The 17,293-nt window shown below is 41.4% G+C and carries 16 protein-coding genes and 1 pseudogene; 7 read left to right on the forward strand and 10 right to left on the reverse strand.

Features of this window, described 5'->3' with window-relative positions; all coding sequences use genetic code 11:
* Positions 1–144 precede the first annotated feature (144 nt).
* The 4 genes from NHN17_RS18335 to sbcB form a co-directional block, all read right to left on the reverse strand.
* Complete coding sequence (locus NHN17_RS18335) at positions 145–825, reverse strand: CidB/LrgB family autolysis modulator (RefSeq protein WP_255044084.1); 681 nt, start codon at positions 823–825, stop codon at positions 145–147.
* Positions 822–1,163 carry a CidA/LrgA family protein gene (locus NHN17_RS18340; RefSeq protein ID WP_255044085.1) on the reverse strand — a complete coding sequence of 114 codons (342 nt, stop codon included), beginning with the start codon at positions 1,161–1,163 and terminating at the stop codon, positions 822–824. The genes NHN17_RS18335 and NHN17_RS18340 overlap by 4 nt, the downstream gene beginning before the upstream one ends.
* A 105-nt stretch (positions 1,164–1,268) precedes the next feature.
* Entirely contained in the window at positions 1,269–1,811 is a 543-nt protein-coding gene (locus NHN17_RS18345; RefSeq protein ID WP_255044086.1) for a winged helix-turn-helix domain-containing protein, read from the reverse strand.
* 214 nt (positions 1,812–2,025) lie between these two features.
* Complete coding sequence (gene sbcB / locus NHN17_RS18350) at positions 2,026–3,447, reverse strand: exodeoxyribonuclease I (RefSeq protein WP_255044087.1); 1,422 nt, start codon at positions 3,445–3,447, stop codon at positions 2,026–2,028.
* Positions 3,448–3,621: 174 nt separating this feature from the next.
* On the opposite strand from sbcB, the gene NHN17_RS18355 reads away from it, so the two are divergent.
* The 5 genes from NHN17_RS18355 (at position 3,622) to NHN17_RS18375 (ending at position 8,905) form a co-directional block, all read left to right on the forward strand.
* Positions 3,622–4,164 (forward strand): site-specific integrase, encoded by a 543-nt coding sequence (locus tag NHN17_RS18355; protein WP_255044088.1) that lies wholly within the window; start codon positions 3,622–3,624, stop codon positions 4,162–4,164.
* Between the two features lie 32 nt (positions 4,165–4,196).
* Positions 4,197–4,619 (forward strand): tyrosine-type recombinase/integrase, encoded by a 423-nt coding sequence (locus tag NHN17_RS18360; protein WP_255044089.1) that lies wholly within the window; start codon positions 4,197–4,199, stop codon positions 4,617–4,619.
* A gap of 187 nt (positions 4,620–4,806) precedes the next feature.
* Complete coding sequence (locus tag NHN17_RS18365) at positions 4,807–5,694, forward strand: hypothetical protein (RefSeq protein WP_255044090.1); 888 nt, start codon at positions 4,807–4,809, stop codon at positions 5,692–5,694.
* Between the two features lie 141 nt (positions 5,695–5,835).
* Entirely contained in the window at positions 5,836–7,590 is a 1,755-nt protein-coding gene (locus tag NHN17_RS18370) for an ATP-dependent nuclease (RefSeq protein WP_255044091.1), read from the forward strand.
* A 118-nt stretch (positions 7,591–7,708) separates the two neighbouring features.
* On the forward strand, positions 7,709–8,905 hold the full coding sequence (locus NHN17_RS18375) for a hypothetical protein (RefSeq protein WP_255044092.1): 1,197 nt from the start codon (positions 7,709–7,711) through the stop codon (positions 8,903–8,905).
* 105 nt (positions 8,906–9,010) lie between these two features.
* Here the strand turns inward: NHN17_RS18375 and NHN17_RS18380 are convergent, their stop codons facing one another.
* From NHN17_RS18380 to cspE (NHN17_RS18400), 5 genes are all read right to left on the reverse strand, one after another.
* The gene (locus tag NHN17_RS18380) at positions 9,011–9,223 is read right to left on the reverse strand and encodes a helix-turn-helix transcriptional regulator (RefSeq protein ID WP_255044093.1); all 213 of its coding nucleotides are present in this window, start codon (positions 9,221–9,223) and stop codon (positions 9,011–9,013) included.
* 477 nt (positions 9,224–9,700) lie between these two features.
* Positions 9,701–10,516, reverse strand: a complete 816-nt coding sequence (locus NHN17_RS18385; RefSeq protein WP_255044094.1) for an SDR family NAD(P)-dependent oxidoreductase — start codon at positions 10,514–10,516, stop codon at positions 9,701–9,703.
* Between the two features lie 303 nt (positions 10,517–10,819).
* Complete coding sequence (locus NHN17_RS18390) at positions 10,820–13,306, reverse strand: hybrid sensor histidine kinase/response regulator (protein WP_255044095.1); 2,487 nt, start codon at positions 13,304–13,306, stop codon at positions 10,820–10,822.
* 215 nt (positions 13,307–13,521) lie between these two features.
* On the reverse strand, positions 13,522–13,731 hold the full coding sequence (gene cspE / locus NHN17_RS18395) for a transcription antiterminator/RNA stability regulator CspE (protein WP_036830632.1): 210 nt from the start codon (positions 13,729–13,731) through the stop codon (positions 13,522–13,524).
* A gap of 456 nt (positions 13,732–14,187) precedes the next feature.
* On the reverse strand, positions 14,188–14,397 hold the full coding sequence (cspE, locus tag NHN17_RS18400) for a transcription antiterminator/RNA stability regulator CspE (protein ID WP_107347945.1): 210 nt from the start codon (positions 14,395–14,397) through the stop codon (positions 14,188–14,190).
* 458 nt (positions 14,398–14,855) lie between these two features.
* On the opposite strand from cspE (NHN17_RS18400), the gene NHN17_RS18405 reads away from it, so the two are divergent.
* Together NHN17_RS18405 and NHN17_RS18410 are read left to right on the forward strand one after the other, a co-directional pair.
* Complete coding sequence (locus NHN17_RS18405) at positions 14,856–15,164, forward strand: DUF496 family protein (protein ID WP_255044096.1); 309 nt, start codon at positions 14,856–14,858, stop codon at positions 15,162–15,164.
* 254 nt (positions 15,165–15,418) lie between these two features.
* Positions 15,419–16,678, forward strand: coding sequence for a MipA/OmpV family protein (locus tag NHN17_RS18410; RefSeq protein WP_255044097.1), 1,260 nt, complete (start codon positions 15,419–15,421; stop codon positions 16,676–16,678).
* 183 nt (positions 16,679–16,861) lie between these two features.
* Here the strand turns inward: NHN17_RS18410 and NHN17_RS18415 are convergent.
* A pseudogene (locus NHN17_RS18415) lies at positions 16,862–17,215 on the reverse strand (NAD(P)H-dependent oxidoreductase); the annotation flags it as partial.
* Positions 17,216–17,293 lie beyond the last annotated feature (78 nt).

A 17,293-nucleotide genomic window follows, 5' to 3' on the forward strand; every position in this document is an offset into this window, starting at 1 on the left:
TAATCATATAATTGGGTGATCTCTATCACATATATCAACTGTATGTTGCATCATTTGCAGTAGTGCGAGTCGGGTCACACGGCTTAAACAAAAATTATATTTATTAATCAATAATTTAAATTTTTATTCGATTACTAGCACGTCTTAACGAAATACTGCCATGATGAGTGGAAACAATACTGGTGCCAGAATCGAGGTGATCACCCCACAAATGACCAGGGCCAACGAGCTGAATGCACCTTCTTGGTAATTTTCTTCTGCCGCTTTCGCGGTACCTAATGCGTGTGAAACAGTACCCATGGTTAACCCTTTGGCGATAGGCGCTTTGACACCAATCAGGCGGAACAGGGGATACCCTAGTACTGCACCAAATAATCCAGCAATAATAACCATAATAGCGGCAACTGAAGGGAGTCCGCCAATTTGCTCTGCAACAGCCATCGCGATAGGCGTCGTTACCGACTTCGGAAGTATGGATGCGGTAAGCTGTGCATCAGCCCCGAGCATCAGTGCGATGCCCGCACCGGTGACCATAGATAGTAAACTACCAATTAGGCAGACAGAGAAAATCACTTTCCATTTTTTGCGGATCTGGCTGAGTTGCTCATAAAGAGGAAAAGCCAATGCAACTACTGCAGGCTCAAGCAAGGCATTAAGCCATTTGTTTTGCTCGAAATAGGTTTCATAAGGAACCTCAAGCCACATAAGTAGAGGGATGATCACCAGCAAACAAATGAGAAGCGGATTAACAATCGGATGCTGGATATGTTTAGAAATATAACGGGCTGTGTAGAACACAACCAAGGTAGTCAGCAGCCAGATCATTGTTTTTCCTTATAGTGTGTTGCCAAACCTATGGTCACGAAGACCACCACACTACTGCCGATCGTGCTAAGTAGGATGATAAGGGCGTTATTGGTAAGTAGATCGAGGTAGTTCATCAGACCGATGCCAACAGGGACGAACAATAAAGCCATGTGGCGAATAAGAAGGTGACAGCCTTGCATTGCCCAGTGGGCAGGAATAAGCCCCATAGAAAGAATGGTGAACAATATCAGCATGCCGATGATACTACCGGGGATGGCTAAACCTGTAAGGTGTTGAATGCCTTTGCCTAACAGTAGACAGACAAAAATAACAAAGAAAGATCGTAGATATGCCATGAGCCCTTCAGGAATGGAAGAATAAACTCATTTATCATACAAAATAAACGTAATCTAAGCCACGGTTAGTTGTAATGACTGTTGCGCTTCAAAGAGTTAGCGACTTCATAAATAGTCAAGGAATGAAGCGGTTATAACCCCTGTTGCCATCAAAGCCAGTATGGCGACAGAGATTTTATGCACTGTACTGGTTTTCACTATCTCTTCTGTGGCCGAACTTAATTCTTCCTCCTCATTCTGGTTCGGAGGGGTAACTTGGTCTTTGTCTTCTGCTTTTTCAGGCTCGTGAACCAGTCGGCAGGTTTTCTCGGGTAGTGGTACTCTAAAGCCATAATGGGGGACCACTTCGATGGGGATCGCCATTTTTCCTTGAAGATTAAGTTTAACCGTCAAAGGCCTGAGTATGTTATTAAGATCGTAGTGTTGACCGGTGCCGTCTTCATAAGGATCAAGTTGGCTGAAAGTTTTATTGTGCAACTGCTCATGGCTGATCACTTCACCAGCACAATAGCAGAGTGCCTCAAGTAATCGAGACTCATGCAACGTGAGTGTTGTTTGTGTTTTGTCTCGCCACACCAGCAGGTGTACATCTGGCTCGAAATCGACATCTGGGAACCGGAAACAGCGTGTTAAAGATTGTGTTGTCATATCAATCACTACAATTCACCCTTCGAATCCATGAATGACAATTTAAAATCCATCACTATCAGTGTTGGTGTACATGCTCAGTTGCGCAATCTCACAATAAAGAATCATCGATGCGTAAAAAGCCCCTTGGCCAGATAAGCGCAAGGGGCTGTCAATATGTGTTTCTATATCAGTAAGCTAGTGGAGCAACAAGGCTCCGGTGAACTGTCGTAATTTATACAAGTGTTTGTACGTAATCGTAGACAGCTTTTAAGATCTTCATCTTCTTTTCGTTCGACTGGTGCTCCATGGCAACCGCTTCGAGGTTTTCCATATAGCTTGGCAGGTTCTCTTCAAAGAAATCCTGACAGTGGTGCTTCCACTGTTGCTGTTCTTGGAAATCCAGTGTCATTGGGAAGTTACGGGCACGGTAGCGGAACAGCAGCGGCTTGATACGCTTATCACTAACATTCAACTCCAGCTTGCCTAGCTCGGCTTCTGGCGTCTTCTGGATGATATCGATGGTGGAGCGATCGGCGTTTGAGAAGAAGCCGTCATAAAGCATGGCATCGACATTATCTTTCTTTTCAAACTCACGCTCTACGCTATAAATCGCCAGCAGCTTTTCACGAATTTCGGGGTGCGTTTTCAACGTCGCGAGGTTTTTCAGACAAGCTTCACGGTCGATACCAATGCGAGCCGCATCTTCGGCGCGCAGGGTTTTCGCCGGAGCCAGTACCGGACACTTATTAAGATGAATAAGCTTAAGTGGCACTGGTTGTTCGTCAGGGCCAAGATCGGCACGTTTGGTATACAGGCGCTCACGCAGCTCATCGGCAGAGAGCTCGATAAGCGGGGTAGGATCCATTGCCAGATTCACTGTAATAACCGCGTTCTTGTTATCAGGGTGCCATGCCATTGGTACAATCCAGCTGGTATTGCCACACTCTACACCGAACATACCTGACACATGCATCAGCGGTGTCATTTCGACGATATCAACCAGCTCCTGAAGCTTGCGCTTGTTACGCAGCTTAAAGAAGTAATCAAACAGCTTAGGTTGGTTTTGCTTAATAATTTTTGCCAACTCGATGGTGGCATAGACATCGGCCATCGCATCGTGCGCATTGGCGTGTTCGATACCATTGGCAACAGATAGGTTTTCAAGCTTAAAGCTTGGCTGGCCGTCTTCGTTGGTTGGCCAGTTCAACCCTTCCGGGCGCAATGCATAACAGGTCCGCATGGTGTCCAATAGGTCCCAGCGCGAATTACCGTTCTGCCAGCTCCAGGCATATGGGTCGTAGAAGTTACGATAAAGGGTATAGCGAGTGACTTCGTCATCAAAGCGTACATTGTTATAGCCAATCACACAGGTATTAGGCTTTGACAGCTCTTTGTGAATTTGGGCAATAAATTCAGGCTCAGACAGGCCTTTTTCATGCGCTTCCTGCGGCGTGATCCCGGTGATAAGGCAGGCTTCGGGCGAAGGCAGGTAGTCGACGGGTGGCTTACAGTAGATAACCAGTGGCTCACCGATAATGTTCATGTCCATGTCGGTACGAACACCGGCAAACTGGCATGGGCGATCCAGTGCCGGGTTGGCACCGAAGGTTTCAAAATCCAGCCAAAACAGGGTTGGCTGATTTGTATCATTCATAGTCGTTTCCAGAAGCCATCGCATTGATATTAAGTGTTAGTTTTTACGACAGCCTTAAATTGGTTGGTATTTAAGCTCTGATGTACTTATTTTTTAACTCATCAGCACCTAAAACTCAGATTAGCTAAGTATCCCGCAACAAGCCTAAAAGAGGCAAGGCGGAAACATAAAATCATGATGGAATTGAGAGAATCTGGCCGAAATCCAGAAATTGCCAACGGGGTTGGAGGTAGTGGTGAACAAGATTTCGTCACTTCAGACGACTGCATTAACTACTGGTTGAAGCACTATGTCCCCACTTTAAATAAGGGGACGCAAGAGCTCTACCGATCCTTTTCCAGAAATTACTACCTTGGCGCCTTCCCAGATAGAAATGTCGAAACCATACCAGCCAGAGAATGGATGCAATGGTTAGATGATATTGGCGCTGACAAGCCCAAAACGGTCAATTCCATTTTTACCACGCTCCGTGCCTGCCTTAACTTCTGCAAAAGCAAATTCATCATTGATAGAACCGACCTAGACCGAATCAAAAAGCAAAACGTTGGTATGCGGCCAGAGAACGAAAGCCGTGTTCCTACCTGGTCTGAACTAGGACAGATTTGGCTAGCCATTGAGCGTAGCCGCGCCAGCACTGCAAATAAAACCCTCCATCAACTCACCATACCTTTTTCGTGCTTACTGGGGCAACCGCCTCTCAGAACTTCGCTTAGCTAGCCGATCTCACCATGCACTTAAGATTAAAGTTGATGAAAGCCGGCATTTGGACAGTCCCCAAAGAGCTGAGCAAAACCAATAAGCCTATCCGCCGCCCAATTCCCACTAAAGCCCGAGCTATACTAGAACGCGTTATGGAGACCTACGATGACGTGCTATTCCCAGGGCAAAACCTCAACACCCCAATTACCATTTCAGCCGCAAATCGTTATATACGCCGCATACGCGCAAGCCTGCCATTAGAAGAGTGGCGTACTCATGATTTCAGGCGTTCGTTGTCTACAGGTGCGTCAGAGCTTGGCGTAATGCCTCATGTCGTAGAGAAGATGCTGGGTCATGAGCTGGGAGGGGGACTAGCCGTGTACAACAAGCATGATTGGTTAGACGACCAGTTAGAGGCGTATGAGCGGTATGCTGATAAGTTGATAGCATTTCTGGACAATAATGACGGTTAACATATTTACACCTTAATTTTCATATGGTTTCATACTGAAGTAATCGGTTGGGGCACACGTGTGGCATTAGTCAGCGGATGGTGAGATATGTGAATGCTAAACGCTAATCTTCTTCGTTTATCACTGATATTAGGAAGATATATGAACAGTGTTTGTAGAATAAAGTGTTAAACGCTAAAGGAGCTTTATGAACTACGGAAATTTAGATGAATTTAAGGAAGAACTCGTTTCTATGGAGAACTTCTTTACCGAGTTTGCCGCTAGAGAGAATGAACTTCTTGCTTTTGGGATGAGCCGTGTCTCTGATTGGGAGAGTTATATTGCTTCTGCAATGCATTTGAAGTGTTTCGAGATGCGAATTCATGAGTTTCAAACTTTTCTTAGACCCATTGATAAACAACTGTACGAGAGAGTTACTCATCTAGCTGAAGAAACTAATATTGCAGAATCGATAACTGGGATTGAAGTGTCTCTTAGAATTGCTACTCAGAGAAAACAACTTAACTTTTCTCAAGAAATTGTAAGTTCTGTTATGTTTAATATTCCTTACTTTTCAAATTGGTTTAAAAGAAAGAGGTTGTTCACTGAAGATGTTATTCCAATTCAAAAGTTACTGGTGTCAATAGGTAGGTTGATTAGCTTGGTGTCTTTGGCAAAGGATAGTTATATTAGCAAGTGGTATCATGATAGTGATGTATTTAAGCCATCAAACTTGGATCATGAGAAGATAATAGCACAAATTGAAACGGCAATAGCTAAAGTTGATAGCGGTATTTCTTTAAATAAAGAAGATAAAAAACAGCTTAAAGCCTACCTTTATAAGGCAAAAAGTGAATTTTCTGAAGATCGACCATCGTGGAATAAAATCATTGGTGCGTTAGTCATAGCTGCTGCAATTACGAGTGGTATTGCTGACTCTACAGGAGCTTATGAAAATATTGATACAGCAATCAAGTATATTTTGGGTACATCTATAGAGAAATATGCACCGAGTCCAGTCCCGTTGATAGATAAATCAAATCCAAAAGTTATTGCTTCAAAAAAAGATAGATTAGAGGCCGAAACTGGCGTTTAACAAAGGCATCAAGGTGGCGCTTTATACTCGGCGGTTTTGGTTTGTAATTACGTTGATTTGGTGAGTGTGGTGTAAGCGTACCTCATGCCGAGCGTTAGAATTTTATTTTATCAGAATCTACGTCAATGTAAAAGCAAGGATATGAAACTTGTTTCGCTAAAAATAAATAACTTTCGAGCCATTAACGGCGAAGAAAACATAATTGAATTTAAAAACAACAATATTGTTTTTCTTTTCGGGAAAAATAATATTGGAAAATCTAGTGTATTACACGCCTATCGGTATTTTACCTCTCCCAATCAAAAATCTTTAATCACAGACTTTTACGAACAAGATGTAAGTAAAGATATTGTTATTGAGGCTACTTTTCTTAAAGAAGATATTGATCTAGAAAATTTTGCGAACAAAGGCTTAGATAAGTGGGTTGATGTTAATGGTCTAGTCAGGTTTAGAAAAGTATGGGGTGAAGTCGATAAAATTGCCACAAAAATGACTTATAGCGTTGCCGATGGAGATTTTATTACTGGTGGTTTTGGGGGCTTAGAGCCGATTCTCACAAATGCCACACCTAATATTATTTACATTGAAGCAATGCCTAGTGTTAAATCTTTGACTGATTGGCTCGAAAAGGAAATAAAAAGTAAGTTACTTAAAAAACTAAAAAACAACCATCAAGATGAATACAGTAGAGCGCTTACAGCTATTAAGTCTTTACAAGAAAAAGTTGAAAATGAAGGGTATCTAGGACAAATTAGTCAAAAAGCGAATCGTTATTTTGGTGAAACTTTTCCTGATCTACAACTAAATATTCAGTCAACACCTTACAAAGAAGCTGATTTAAGTAAGGCTTTCGAAAAAGACTTTAGTATAACTATTGGTGATAAAAAAGATGAAGAAGTTAGACTAGCTGAAGCTGTAGAAGCGGCAGAAGAACTCATTGATGGCAATTTAGAGCCTAAAAACACAGACCGTAAATTTGACTTGCATGGTCATGGCTTAATAAGACAGGCAATTATTAACATATTGTCACTCTTTAAAGACACCAAAGACGGCGAAAAGCACATAATTTTATTTGAAGAACCTGAGTTATATCTTCATCCAAGCAACAAAAGAAAATTTAGAAATACGTTATATCAAATTGCAGAACAAGATGATTACCAAATTATTTGTGTATCCCATGATCCTCAGTTAATTGACATGAGTAGGGAACACACTTCATTAGCTCGATTTGTCAAAAAAGGAAACGGAGAAACGGTTATCTATCAAGCTGGTGATAATGTATTTTCAAAAGATGATGAAACAAAAGATAGGGTTTTAATGCTTAATAGGTTTAATCCTCATATATGCGAAATTTTTTTCTCTGATGAAGTTATTTTAGTTGAAGGTGATACAGAAGCTATTGTTCTCCGAGGACTTATTCATGATCATTATCCTAATAGTGACTTGTTTGTTCTAAATACAGGTACGAAGAATAATATTCCATTTTTTATTGAAGTGTTAAGTCACTTCAGGATAAATCAGCATGTAATACATGATTCGGATGAAAGGTACTTGTATACAGATGGTGAGCGAAGATTAAAAAAAGACGGTGAACCAAAAGCGAATAGCGCTTGGACATTGAACGCTAAAATTTGGGAGGCTATGGAAGCAGCAAAATTGACAGGTGCCTCGGTTAAACGATATGTGTCGGTAAGAAATTTTGAGCACAGTCATAGTTACTCACATGATCCAGACAAAGGTAAACCATTGTCTGCATACGAGTTTGCTCAAACATTGAATATCGCTGATGATGGAAAAAGTATTGTTAATTTCTTAAAGCAAGTTGCGGATGATAAACCATATGATACTGAATTTACACAAGAGTATCTTGAAGAAATTGTTGAAGAACCATTTTAAAGAGTCATAGTATCAGGTGATGAGTTAGACTAGGTGGCTTTGTTTTGAAGTTTGGTGAACTTGGTAAATTGATCGTGGGGCACCTTATCGCAGGCGTTATGTAAATAGGATATAAATTATGATTCCACATAAAAAAAAACACTACAAGGGGAAGTGCCCGCACTGTCAAAATATTATTGAGTTTCACAGTGTTCATTTCAATTTAGATAGCGATAATGGAGAAATTATTTCGAATTGCGATAGTTGTAATGAAAAGTTTAAAATTGTTACCATAAATCCTGATGAGTCATATATTGTCTACGGGGCACGTAAAGAATCCTATGTTGATTATGATATACATAGTGCGTCTAAGTTTCCTGAAATCCAAGGCATTATCAACTTTGAAGGAAGTCTAAATGATCAAAAAATGATCTTTGATTCAAAGGCTAAACCAATATACTTGTGTAATGATTGCGATAAGAGCCTTGAGGAAATTGCATTTCATAAGTTAGATAATGCATTTTCAGAAATAATTATGGCGTACAGTGATTACACAACAATTGATATTAAGGGATATGGATTTAATCCCCAAAAAGCAATTTTTTTATTAAATATAAAATGTACTTGTAACAAGGAATACTCTGCTGTTTTCTATAAAAAATACGATCACAAAGGATATGATATATCCGATTTTAATCTTGGTAATATTATTAACTCCAAACCTTTAGAATCTGTTATTGACGGAACGATGTCTAAAGATGACTGCATGGAGCTATTGAAAAAGACACTGGTCAGATGGGAGCTACTTTTTGATAAAGTGTTAATAATTACCCCTTTTGTTGGACATCAATACTTATCTGATGAAAAACTTATTGATACTTGGTTTAGCATTCTGTCACAGATATCAAAAGACAAAGCAAAACTAATAACAAGAACAGCCTCACTAAATAAAGTAAAAAAAGCAATCAGTGATAACATCCATGACTACAATGAACTTGAAGAATATCATTTGAGTGTCACACAAATAGATGAAGCAACAAAGTTACAAGCATCTCACGCTAAAATATACTGCGGGTTTTCTCATAAGCACTGTGAAATAATTCATGGATCAGCCAATATTGTCTATGGTCCCAGTAAAGAGCAAATAACGTTCAAATCGTATGGAACATATGAAGAACTATATAATAAATTCTTGCATCAACTAGGGGCCAAAGGCCTTGATTTAAACGAATATCCAAACAACTGTGGTAAGACCTCTAATGTAATTTTTGATGAATCTATGAACTTTAAAGCAAAACAAATTCTAAACGAAGATTTTGAAAAATTACTGTTATAGCAAATCCATATAAGAGAGTTTGTATAACAAGAAGTTTCTGGTGACGCCTATAGCACAACTAAATTTGGTGTAAATAAAAGCGGCCTTAGGCCGCTTCTCCGAACCTCACCGTCCACAGCCTCCAACATTTTCCTTCCATTCTTCAACCGCTGCTCGTAACCAACGTAACGGCATTAGTGTAACCGGATCTGGGAAGCCGCGGTTTTGTCGCCACTTGTAGATTGCGGCTTTGCTGCTGATGTGGAACATAGCCAATACTTCCTTATGGCTGATCAGTTGTGGTGATGACTGCTCATCTAAGTTGCGATTGTTCTGCACCTAAAACTCAGATTAGCTAAGTATCCCGCAACAAGCCTAAAAGAGTAAGCGCCCATTTCTACCCATATTCAGATAACTATCAATAATTGGTATTGATATAGCTCCTTAATTAACGGAGCTATATCATGACTAGCGAAGACAAAACACAGCTATGGCAAGAACGCTTACAACACCAGCGGCAAAAGCGGTTCAGTATCGTTACCGTGCCGATTGCTCAATGAGCCGATAAGTCGTGAACCTCGTTATTTGAAAGTGGTCGTACGGCCGGCGCTGATCACTTTGGGTCATCAAATTGACCAATAGATGGTTGGCTACCTAAAAGCGGGTACTTTTCGACGCCCTTGCTGGGGTCAAGCTGAAATAATAAGAGGAGAAAGGTGAGCATTTCTTCTCTAAGCTAGCTTCACTTAACCCAAAGGTACTTCCGAGCCCGAATTTCTGGATTAAGTGAAGGGCGATATCGCGAGAGCAGTAGAGTTAAAACGACGGCTGAAACGTCGCTAGCGCAGAGTCCATCGCTGTCATTACCGCTTGGACTTTTTTATCGTTCAATGCGTCAGGGTGCGGCTGTCCGAACTGGCCGATATCATTATCGAAGTAAAGGCCGTGGGCATTCGTAAATTCATCAGACAGTGCACCGCGCACCAGAATGTCTGCCCCGACACTAAGATCACTTCCAGCGATACCAAATGCACTTTTCACCATCTTACTGCCAAGTAGCGATTTTGGGTTGACCGATGCTATCATTGGACCACTTTCTTTCATGGCAAGCCCCATATTGCGAGACCACATGGTAATCGCCAGTTTACTTTGTGCATAGGCGTCACCGTCGGAGAGAGGCGTATTGCCTACCAGTGCGTCTAAATTAACGCTTGATTGTGCGGCAGAAGACAGGTTGATCACTCGTCCTGTACTGCCCAGCTGCGGCAATAAAGCCTTGGTTAGGAGGTACGGAGCAAAGGTATTCACAGCGAAACGGACATCAAACCCATCTCCTGTTTTTGACTCTGGGGAGTTCCATACTCCAGCGTTATTAATGAGGACATCCAGTTTGGCATGTTGGGCAGAAACCTCGGCGGCAAGTTTATAGGCATCAGACATCTTTGACAGATCTGCGACATAACTTTCAACCTTCCCGTTACCTTGTAACTTACCGAGCTGGTTTTCTACGTCTTTCAACTTTGCTGGATTACGGCCATGCAGAAGTACATGATGACCTTGCGATAGAAGCATTTTTGCTGTTTCGAACCCGATGCCGTCGGTTGAGCCAGTAACAAGAATGACTTTTTGCATTGCTGTATTCCTTGATGAGGTAATCATAACGGTATGAATGATAGCAGTTTAAGTAAAGTTGATAATTGGATAGTTGAACGAAACAGTTTAAATAAAATATTGATAATTGCGCTTAAATTGACACCGCTGTGTCGCTTTCAATAGCAGTAAGAACATCTGCGGAACCATCATGTTTGATTAGCAAGTTGTTTAGAATCGATAGAGTAGCCGACACTGAACAAGCTCACAGAAGCATCGTAAAAATCTGCATCACTGTCGTCATTAAACCAAACCATTGTTCCGTTTACTTTTCAAATCAGCACGTTAACTAATGGGGGACGTGGATTTAAGGGATCCGGTATTCAGGTTAATAGGTTCATTAGTTTGTTTTTGTAGTTTCTCTATTAATACATCCCGTTTGAAAGGCTTTGGCAGGTAATCATCCATTCCGCTGTCGAAACACTGCTGTATATCGTCATCAAGAATAGAGGCGGTTAGGGCAATAATATGAGACCTATCCAAAGTCTGCTGTTGTTCCCAAGCCCTGATAGCCAGAGTCGCTTCGAACCCGTTAAGCACCGGCATCATACAATCCATCAATATCAGGCCGATTTGTTGATGATGCTGCTTGTAGAGGGTAACGGCTTCTTGACCGTTATTGGCAATCAAGTATTCATAACCTGCACGTTTTAAGTTAATACACACAACTTGCTGGTTAATCTTATTGTCTTCGACAATCAAGATAGTTTGCTTCTTGGCTGCTATATCGGTTTTAGTACAAGTGTCAGCGTGGGATGATTGAGGCTGTTTCTTGTTATCATGAGTGCCAATAGAGAAGGCTTGTTTCAGTTTATTATTCAATCGCATACCGAATAATGGATCGGTTGCTAAGGCAACAACATTGTTGGCAATGCCATCTATGACCTCATGATTTTTGCGTACATAAATGATCCTGTAAGGATTAAGTTGGTTTGCAGCAATCGGCAGTGAACTCGGCTCGTCAATAATCACAACGGTAGAGGCGCTGTCCGCGTTGAGCATTTCATCAACTGTGTGACAAAGAGTTAGCTGATAACCGAATCGCTTTATTTCTGAGACCAACAAATTGTTATGGTTTGATGCCAAGTAATATACCGGTAAGCTTGGTGCTGGGCTCGTGGTCTGGTCATCATTTTGAAAAGTCAGGGTAAAAGAAAATGTACTGCCTACCTGCTTTTGGGAGACTAACTGGATTTCACCGCCCATCATTTCAATGATTTTTGCAGAGATAGCCAAGCCTAGACCTGTCCCTCCATATTGCGAGGAAGTATGGCTTGTCTCTTGTCGAAACTCTTCAAAGATGTGGGCTTGCTTATCGCTGTCTATACCGATCCCTGTGTCGCTAACTGAAAAGAAAACCTGAGTGTGTTCTAAAGAGCAATGAACCTGTTTGGCGGTAAAAGTAATCGATCCTGATTCTGTGAACTTGATAGAGTTAGACGCAAGGTTCATCAATACCTGGCGAATTTTTTGCTCATCGGCTTTGATATAGTCGGGGAGGGCCGAGTCTAAGTCGACCACCAAGTCTATTTTCTTTTGCTGGGCTTTCGGGGCAATAAGTGCAGCTGTATCAAAGATGACCTCTTTGAGTGCACATGTATGGGGTGCAATTTCAAGGTGGCCAGATTCAATTTTGGATAAATCGAGAATATCGTTTATGAGCATCAGCAAAGTCTGGGAAGATGCGTTGATGGTCGAGAGGTAGTCGCTTTGCACAGCGCTGAGTTTGGAGTCTGATAGTATTTCTGTCATTCCTAGAATGCCGTTTAGCGGCGTGCGGATTTCATGAGACATGTTGGCCAGGAAAGCACTTTTAGCTTTGTTGGCTTGTTTCTCTTGCTCGCGCGCTGTTATTAGGGCTTGTTCAAGCTTATTGGTTTGTCTTATTACGTACAGTAGAACAAATATAATAGCGAGGCATAGCCCGAGCGCGACCGCGTTTTTATAGGTTTCATATTTGCCCATTGCCAGTTCTATTTGTTTTGGCGCTTCTGTAAACAGGATATTGAGGGTGAACTCTAATGAATGGATAGTACTGCGCAGCTCACCATGCATTCCATCGTTATGGGAATAGCCAAGTGTTTTATAGCTGTGTTGTAATGTATAAAACGCACCCTTGAATCTATCAAAGTTGTTGGCTGATGAACTCAATTTGGGGGACGCCGCGATAGCAGTTTCTATTTCTTCTAGATTTTGGTCGATGAGGGGGAGCAACTGAGGGTCAAAATCATTGAAAAACTTATACATTAAATCTTTGGTTGTGAGAGTGAGCGTATCAACCTCTGGTGAATTGGCAGCAATTAATGCGTGTTCGAAAGTTAGGGCACTATCTTTTAGTCGATCAATTAAGCTCTTCGCTCCTTCTTCACCGAAAATATCGAGAACAGTATGGCTCATGATATTAAATTGTTGGTAATAGCTATCAATACTATCTAGTGCCTGCTCCCCTTGATAATGGGTTGCAATAGCATGCTTATCGATAGCATGGTTGATTTTAGATATTTGAGCCTTGAGATCTAAATAGGTGTCTTGCATCTTCGTTAAGTATTTTTCATCGACTCGTGCAAGGTAGTCTTTTTCATGACGACGCATCATGAGCATGCCATTAGATGCTTCTAATATCGTGTGTTGTAAAGATTGGAGTTCGGTCTGTTTTTTTTGGAGTAGATGGTCGGTGACGAAAAAAACAAAGAGAAGAGAGAAAATGACCGCAGCCCCAGCGATGAGAAGACGATGAATAGACTGTGTTTGATAAGTGCGATGTACTGCCATATATATAAATCTCGTGAAACAAAAGCATTTATTCCCAGTGTACGGCGAAAGGGAAGTAAAAGGGCGCTTCTTAATCTTAGAGATTCAATTTATTTCAAAATTGTTACACAGAACAGCTTTTGATAGGGGAGAAAAAGGGTGTTACTGATGAGGGAGGCAGGAAAGAAAAAAGGGCACCAGAGGGCACCCTTTTGGAATTCTTCACGTTAACGCAATTAGATGCGCTCAACGTTAGCAGCTTGAGGACCTTTCTGACCTTGTTCGATGTCGAAAGATACTTTTTGGCCTTCAGCTAGAGATTTGAAGCCTTCACCAGCGATAGCACGGAAGTGAACGAATACGTCAGCACCGCCGTTGTCTTGAGTGATAAAACCAAAACCTTTTTCGTCGTTAAACCACTTAACGATACCAGTTGCTTTAGACATGGAATGTCTCCTGAATCAAAAAATTAATAAACGCTTGTTGCGTACTTAAGCCATCATAATGAATTACTTATGGACAAAAGAATGTTGAGCTCTTCAGGACAACGTCGCTCGATGAAGCGGTGTAACGAAGTTTTCTATTTCAATTTGTTGCATAAATAGGTCTGCATTTCAGGCCAAGGTCATTAGGCCATACGAGAGGGTGGGAGGCAAGCAAATACTGTGAAATTAAGTCGTTTATATGGAAAAGTGTGATTTGGATTGTACTGAAGCTGTTGTTTTAATGATGGTATACAAGATGTTATCACTGTTTTGATTGATTTCACGGCAGATTAGAGCGAAAGGTCGAAATCTAAGCGGTTAACTTATGGCTGAGTAATAAGTGTACAGGTAAGCGGTTAATGTAGAACGTAAAAAAGGGCTTTAACAGCCCTTTTATCCAAGTGTAAACGGAGAAAATTAAACTTTTTCTACGTTCGCAGCTTGTAAACCTTTTGGCCCTTGCTCTGTCTCATAGCTTACTTTTTGACCTTCAGCCAAGGTCTTGAAGCCATCGCCAGTAATTGCACGGAAATGAACGAATACATCAGCACCGCCGTTGTCCTGTGTGATGAAACCGAAACCCTTTTCTTCATTGAACCACTTAACGGTACCTGTTGCTTTAGACATGTTGTCTCCTGGATAACTTACATCTGTACATATGCCAATACTATCTAATCTGTAACAATTGAACTCTTATACACCGGTTGGACTTGCAAAAAGAATTGCTAGACGAAGTGATTCAGAAGCCAATGTCATATCAGTGCAAAACAGTATTGCTCACTTCAAAGATTAGGCAGCATTGGGCTAATTGCAAATAAAAAAATAAGAAATTTGTGGGGGCTTTCACAGGATTTTGTCGAACTTGAGCCAGCACTTAAATAATCTCACAAATTTAACTAAATCTTACTTTTAGCGTTATACCCAGGTGACTTCAAGTCGCAGGATGTGTATCGCTCCGTTTGATGAAATAAGTCAATGAAGCAGGCTGTTTTGGTTTCACGACTCAAAATGTGACTTGAGTGGCAATACATGTTTCTGCTATAACGGGGGCAGTTAGGTTTTGTAGATTCATATAAGGACAAATAATGAACACTATCCTAGAGTTAGTTCGTCAGACTCGTCGCAAGAATAAGCTAAAACGTGAGATCCTAGACAACGACCGTAAAGTGCGCGATAACCGTAAGCGTGTTGAATTGCTGGAAAACCTACTTGACTATATCAAAGCTGACATGACTCATGATCAGATTGTCGAGATTATTGAAAACATGAAAGGTGACTACGAAGACCGTGTTGATGACCACATCATCATCAGTGCTGAGCTTTCGAAAGAACGCCGTGAAGTCAGCAAGAACGTTAAAGATCTGAAAAAAGCAGAGATTGCTTCTCAGCAGTAATTGTGGAAATTGATTTCTTAAAGCCCGATCATTATCGGGCTTTTTTTATGCTTTTTTACCTTCTCTCGACAATAATGTACTTTAATTCAGGTATATATAAGCCAATAAAAGCTATTATCATAGTTATGATTTTTTTTGAGGGAAATTGATTGTCTAAGCAACTTGGTTTTATCGCTTGTTTGCCATTCGCAGCATTGGCTACTGCCACCGAAAATACTCCCGTGTCGATAGAGCAAGAGAAGTCATTAGGCTTTATATCTGTAGACGATTTGCGGCAGAAAAGAGACGGTGAACAAAAGTGGGGTATCGCTGCGGTCATGCGAGGCGCATCGATTCCTTATGCAACTGAGTCTGTTGTTGAAGATTCAACAGTAGCAACCTTTGTTCCCATGATGTTCTATCAGGGGGAGCGTTTGTTTATCAACGGCACAGAAGGTGGCCTTAACCTCTACCGTGAGCAAGACTGGGAAGTCAATGCCCTCATACGGATGCACTTTATCGACATACCCTCTTCTTTCCAAAATGAGATAGGTGGCGATACAGCGGATTATGGCTTTCAGTATAAATATCGTTGGGATGAAAACACCTATACCGATGTTGAGTTGTTGACTGATCCTGATGGTAGATTAAGTTCTCAGTTCTCCATTGGTGGTGACTATCAATATAATGACTGGCGTTTTCTTCCGAAGGCATCCTTGATTTGGAAAGACAGTGATTACAACAGTTACTACTACGGGTTGAATCTAGAAGATATTGACTCAGGCGTAGACTTCAAAATGGGTTCTGCATTTAGTTACCATGTAACGTCTAACTTATACGTTGTCGGTGGGGCTTATGCTCGCTACTTTGATAGTAATACTCGTGATGCTGCTTTTATCAGTGACAACTGGCAAGGTGAGGGATACCTTGGCTTCGGCTTCTTTAATGATGCCAAGAAGTCGAGAAAGTCGACTATCAGCAATAAGCCATATTTGCGTATAGCTCATGGTTGGGCGACACCATCGAATATTGGTGAAATATTCTCAGGTAATACCGAAAAAGACGAATTTAATAATCAGTTGACCTCTGTATTTTATGGTCACCCCCTGACCGATGAGCTGTTTGGCTTACCGCTGGATATCTATCTGACTCCTGGCTATGTATGGCACTGGCATTCTGATGTTCAAAGCTCAACGCAAGAATATGTGATGGCGATAAAAGCCTATTACACCTTTACGTGGCCGGTACAGTGGCGTTTTGGTGTTGCCGAGGGCTTGTCTTATGTTAATCGCATTACTTACATTGAACAGTCTGAGATGGATCGAAAAGGGTACGAACCCAGTAAGCTGCTTAATTATTTAGACTTCTCTTTTGATGTCAACCTTGGTGATGTGTTCAACCATAAACCGCTAGATGGCGTGTGGCTAGGTTACAGTTTGCATCACCGCTCAGCGATTTTTGAAAGTGCTTCCCAGTTTGGGCGCATTAAAGGCGGGAGTAACTACAACACGGTGTATGTACAGTTTGATTTCTAGGGCTGTTTCAGCACAAGAGATGAACAGCACAACAAAAAGGCCTTATCCACGAGTGAAATCACAGTAGCTCTGCCTTGATAACAACCATTTTTCCTGCGTAATACATAGATCAATTACTTATCCAGATTGGTATAAGCAGTACCGTGAGAAGGTACTGCTTACTATTCGAAACTCATTTGGCTATTACTGCGCGAGGCTTTCTAGCTCTTGCTTCGCTTGAGCAATGCCTTTTGCTGCCATTTCATCGCCCATGGCCAGCGCTTCGCTATAAACAACATCAACATCTGTCATGCCAACAAAGCTTAAGAATGTTTTCAAATAAGGCACCATGATGTCGGTATCGCCGCCTTTGTGCATGCCACCACGTGTGGTAACCACAATCACTTTTTTACCTGTTAGCAGGCCGACAGGTCCGTTTTCTGTGTAACTAAAAGTCACACCGGCACGGGCAATCAAATCAAACCAGTTTTTAAGCTGTGTAGGAATCGAAAAGTTATACATCGGGGCACCAATAACAATGGTGTCACTGATTTTGATTCGCTATGTTCCTTTTAACTGTTGCTGAAGACTTAACATCCTGTTTTCGTTAATTTCTTCAGTCACATCCATGTATCG

This window comes from Photobacterium pectinilyticum (assembly GCF_024357955.1).
Lineage (GTDB): Bacteria > Pseudomonadota > Gammaproteobacteria > Enterobacterales > Vibrionaceae > Photobacterium > Photobacterium pectinilyticum.

What these genes read in the sequence shown, in the direction of transcription:
- NHN17_RS18335 (WP_255044084.1), bottom strand. Translation starts at nt 825, where the DNA reads ATGATCTGGCTGCTGACTACCTTGGTTGTGTTCTACACAGCCCGTTAT.
- NHN17_RS18340 (WP_255044085.1), bottom strand. Translation starts at nt 1,163, where the DNA reads ATGGCATATCTACGATCTTTCTTTGTTATTTTTGTCTGTCTACTGTTA.
- NHN17_RS18345 (WP_255044086.1), bottom strand. Translation starts at nt 1,811, where the DNA reads ATGACAACACAATCTTTAACACGCTGTTTCCGGTTCCCAGATGTCGAT.
- sbcB (WP_255044087.1), bottom strand. Translation starts at nt 3,447, where the DNA reads ATGAATGATACAAATCAGCCAACCCTGTTTTGGCTGGATTTTGAAACC.
- NHN17_RS18355 (WP_255044088.1), top strand. Translation starts at nt 3,622, where the DNA reads ATGATGGAATTGAGAGAATCTGGCCGAAATCCAGAAATTGCCAACGGG.
- NHN17_RS18360 (WP_255044089.1), top strand. Translation starts at nt 4,197, where the DNA reads ATGAAAGCCGGCATTTGGACAGTCCCCAAAGAGCTGAGCAAAACCAAT.
- NHN17_RS18365 (WP_255044090.1), top strand. Translation starts at nt 4,807, where the DNA reads ATGAACTACGGAAATTTAGATGAATTTAAGGAAGAACTCGTTTCTATG.
- NHN17_RS18370 (WP_255044091.1), top strand. Translation starts at nt 5,836, where the DNA reads ATGAAACTTGTTTCGCTAAAAATAAATAACTTTCGAGCCATTAACGGC.
- NHN17_RS18375 (WP_255044092.1), top strand. Translation starts at nt 7,709, where the DNA reads ATGATTCCACATAAAAAAAAACACTACAAGGGGAAGTGCCCGCACTGT.
- NHN17_RS18385 (WP_255044094.1), bottom strand. Translation starts at nt 10,516, where the DNA reads ATGCAAAAAGTCATTCTTGTTACTGGCTCAACCGACGGCATCGGGTTC.
- NHN17_RS18390 (WP_255044095.1), bottom strand. Translation starts at nt 13,306, where the DNA reads ATGGCAGTACATCGCACTTATCAAACACAGTCTATTCATCGTCTTCTC.
- cspE (WP_036830632.1), bottom strand. Translation starts at nt 13,731, where the DNA reads ATGTCTAAAGCAACTGGTATCGTTAAGTGGTTTAACGACGAAAAAGGT.
- cspE (WP_107347945.1), bottom strand. Translation starts at nt 14,397, where the DNA reads ATGTCTAAAGCAACAGGTACCGTTAAGTGGTTCAATGAAGAAAAGGGT.
- NHN17_RS18405 (WP_255044096.1), top strand. Translation starts at nt 14,856, where the DNA reads ATGAACACTATCCTAGAGTTAGTTCGTCAGACTCGTCGCAAGAATAAG.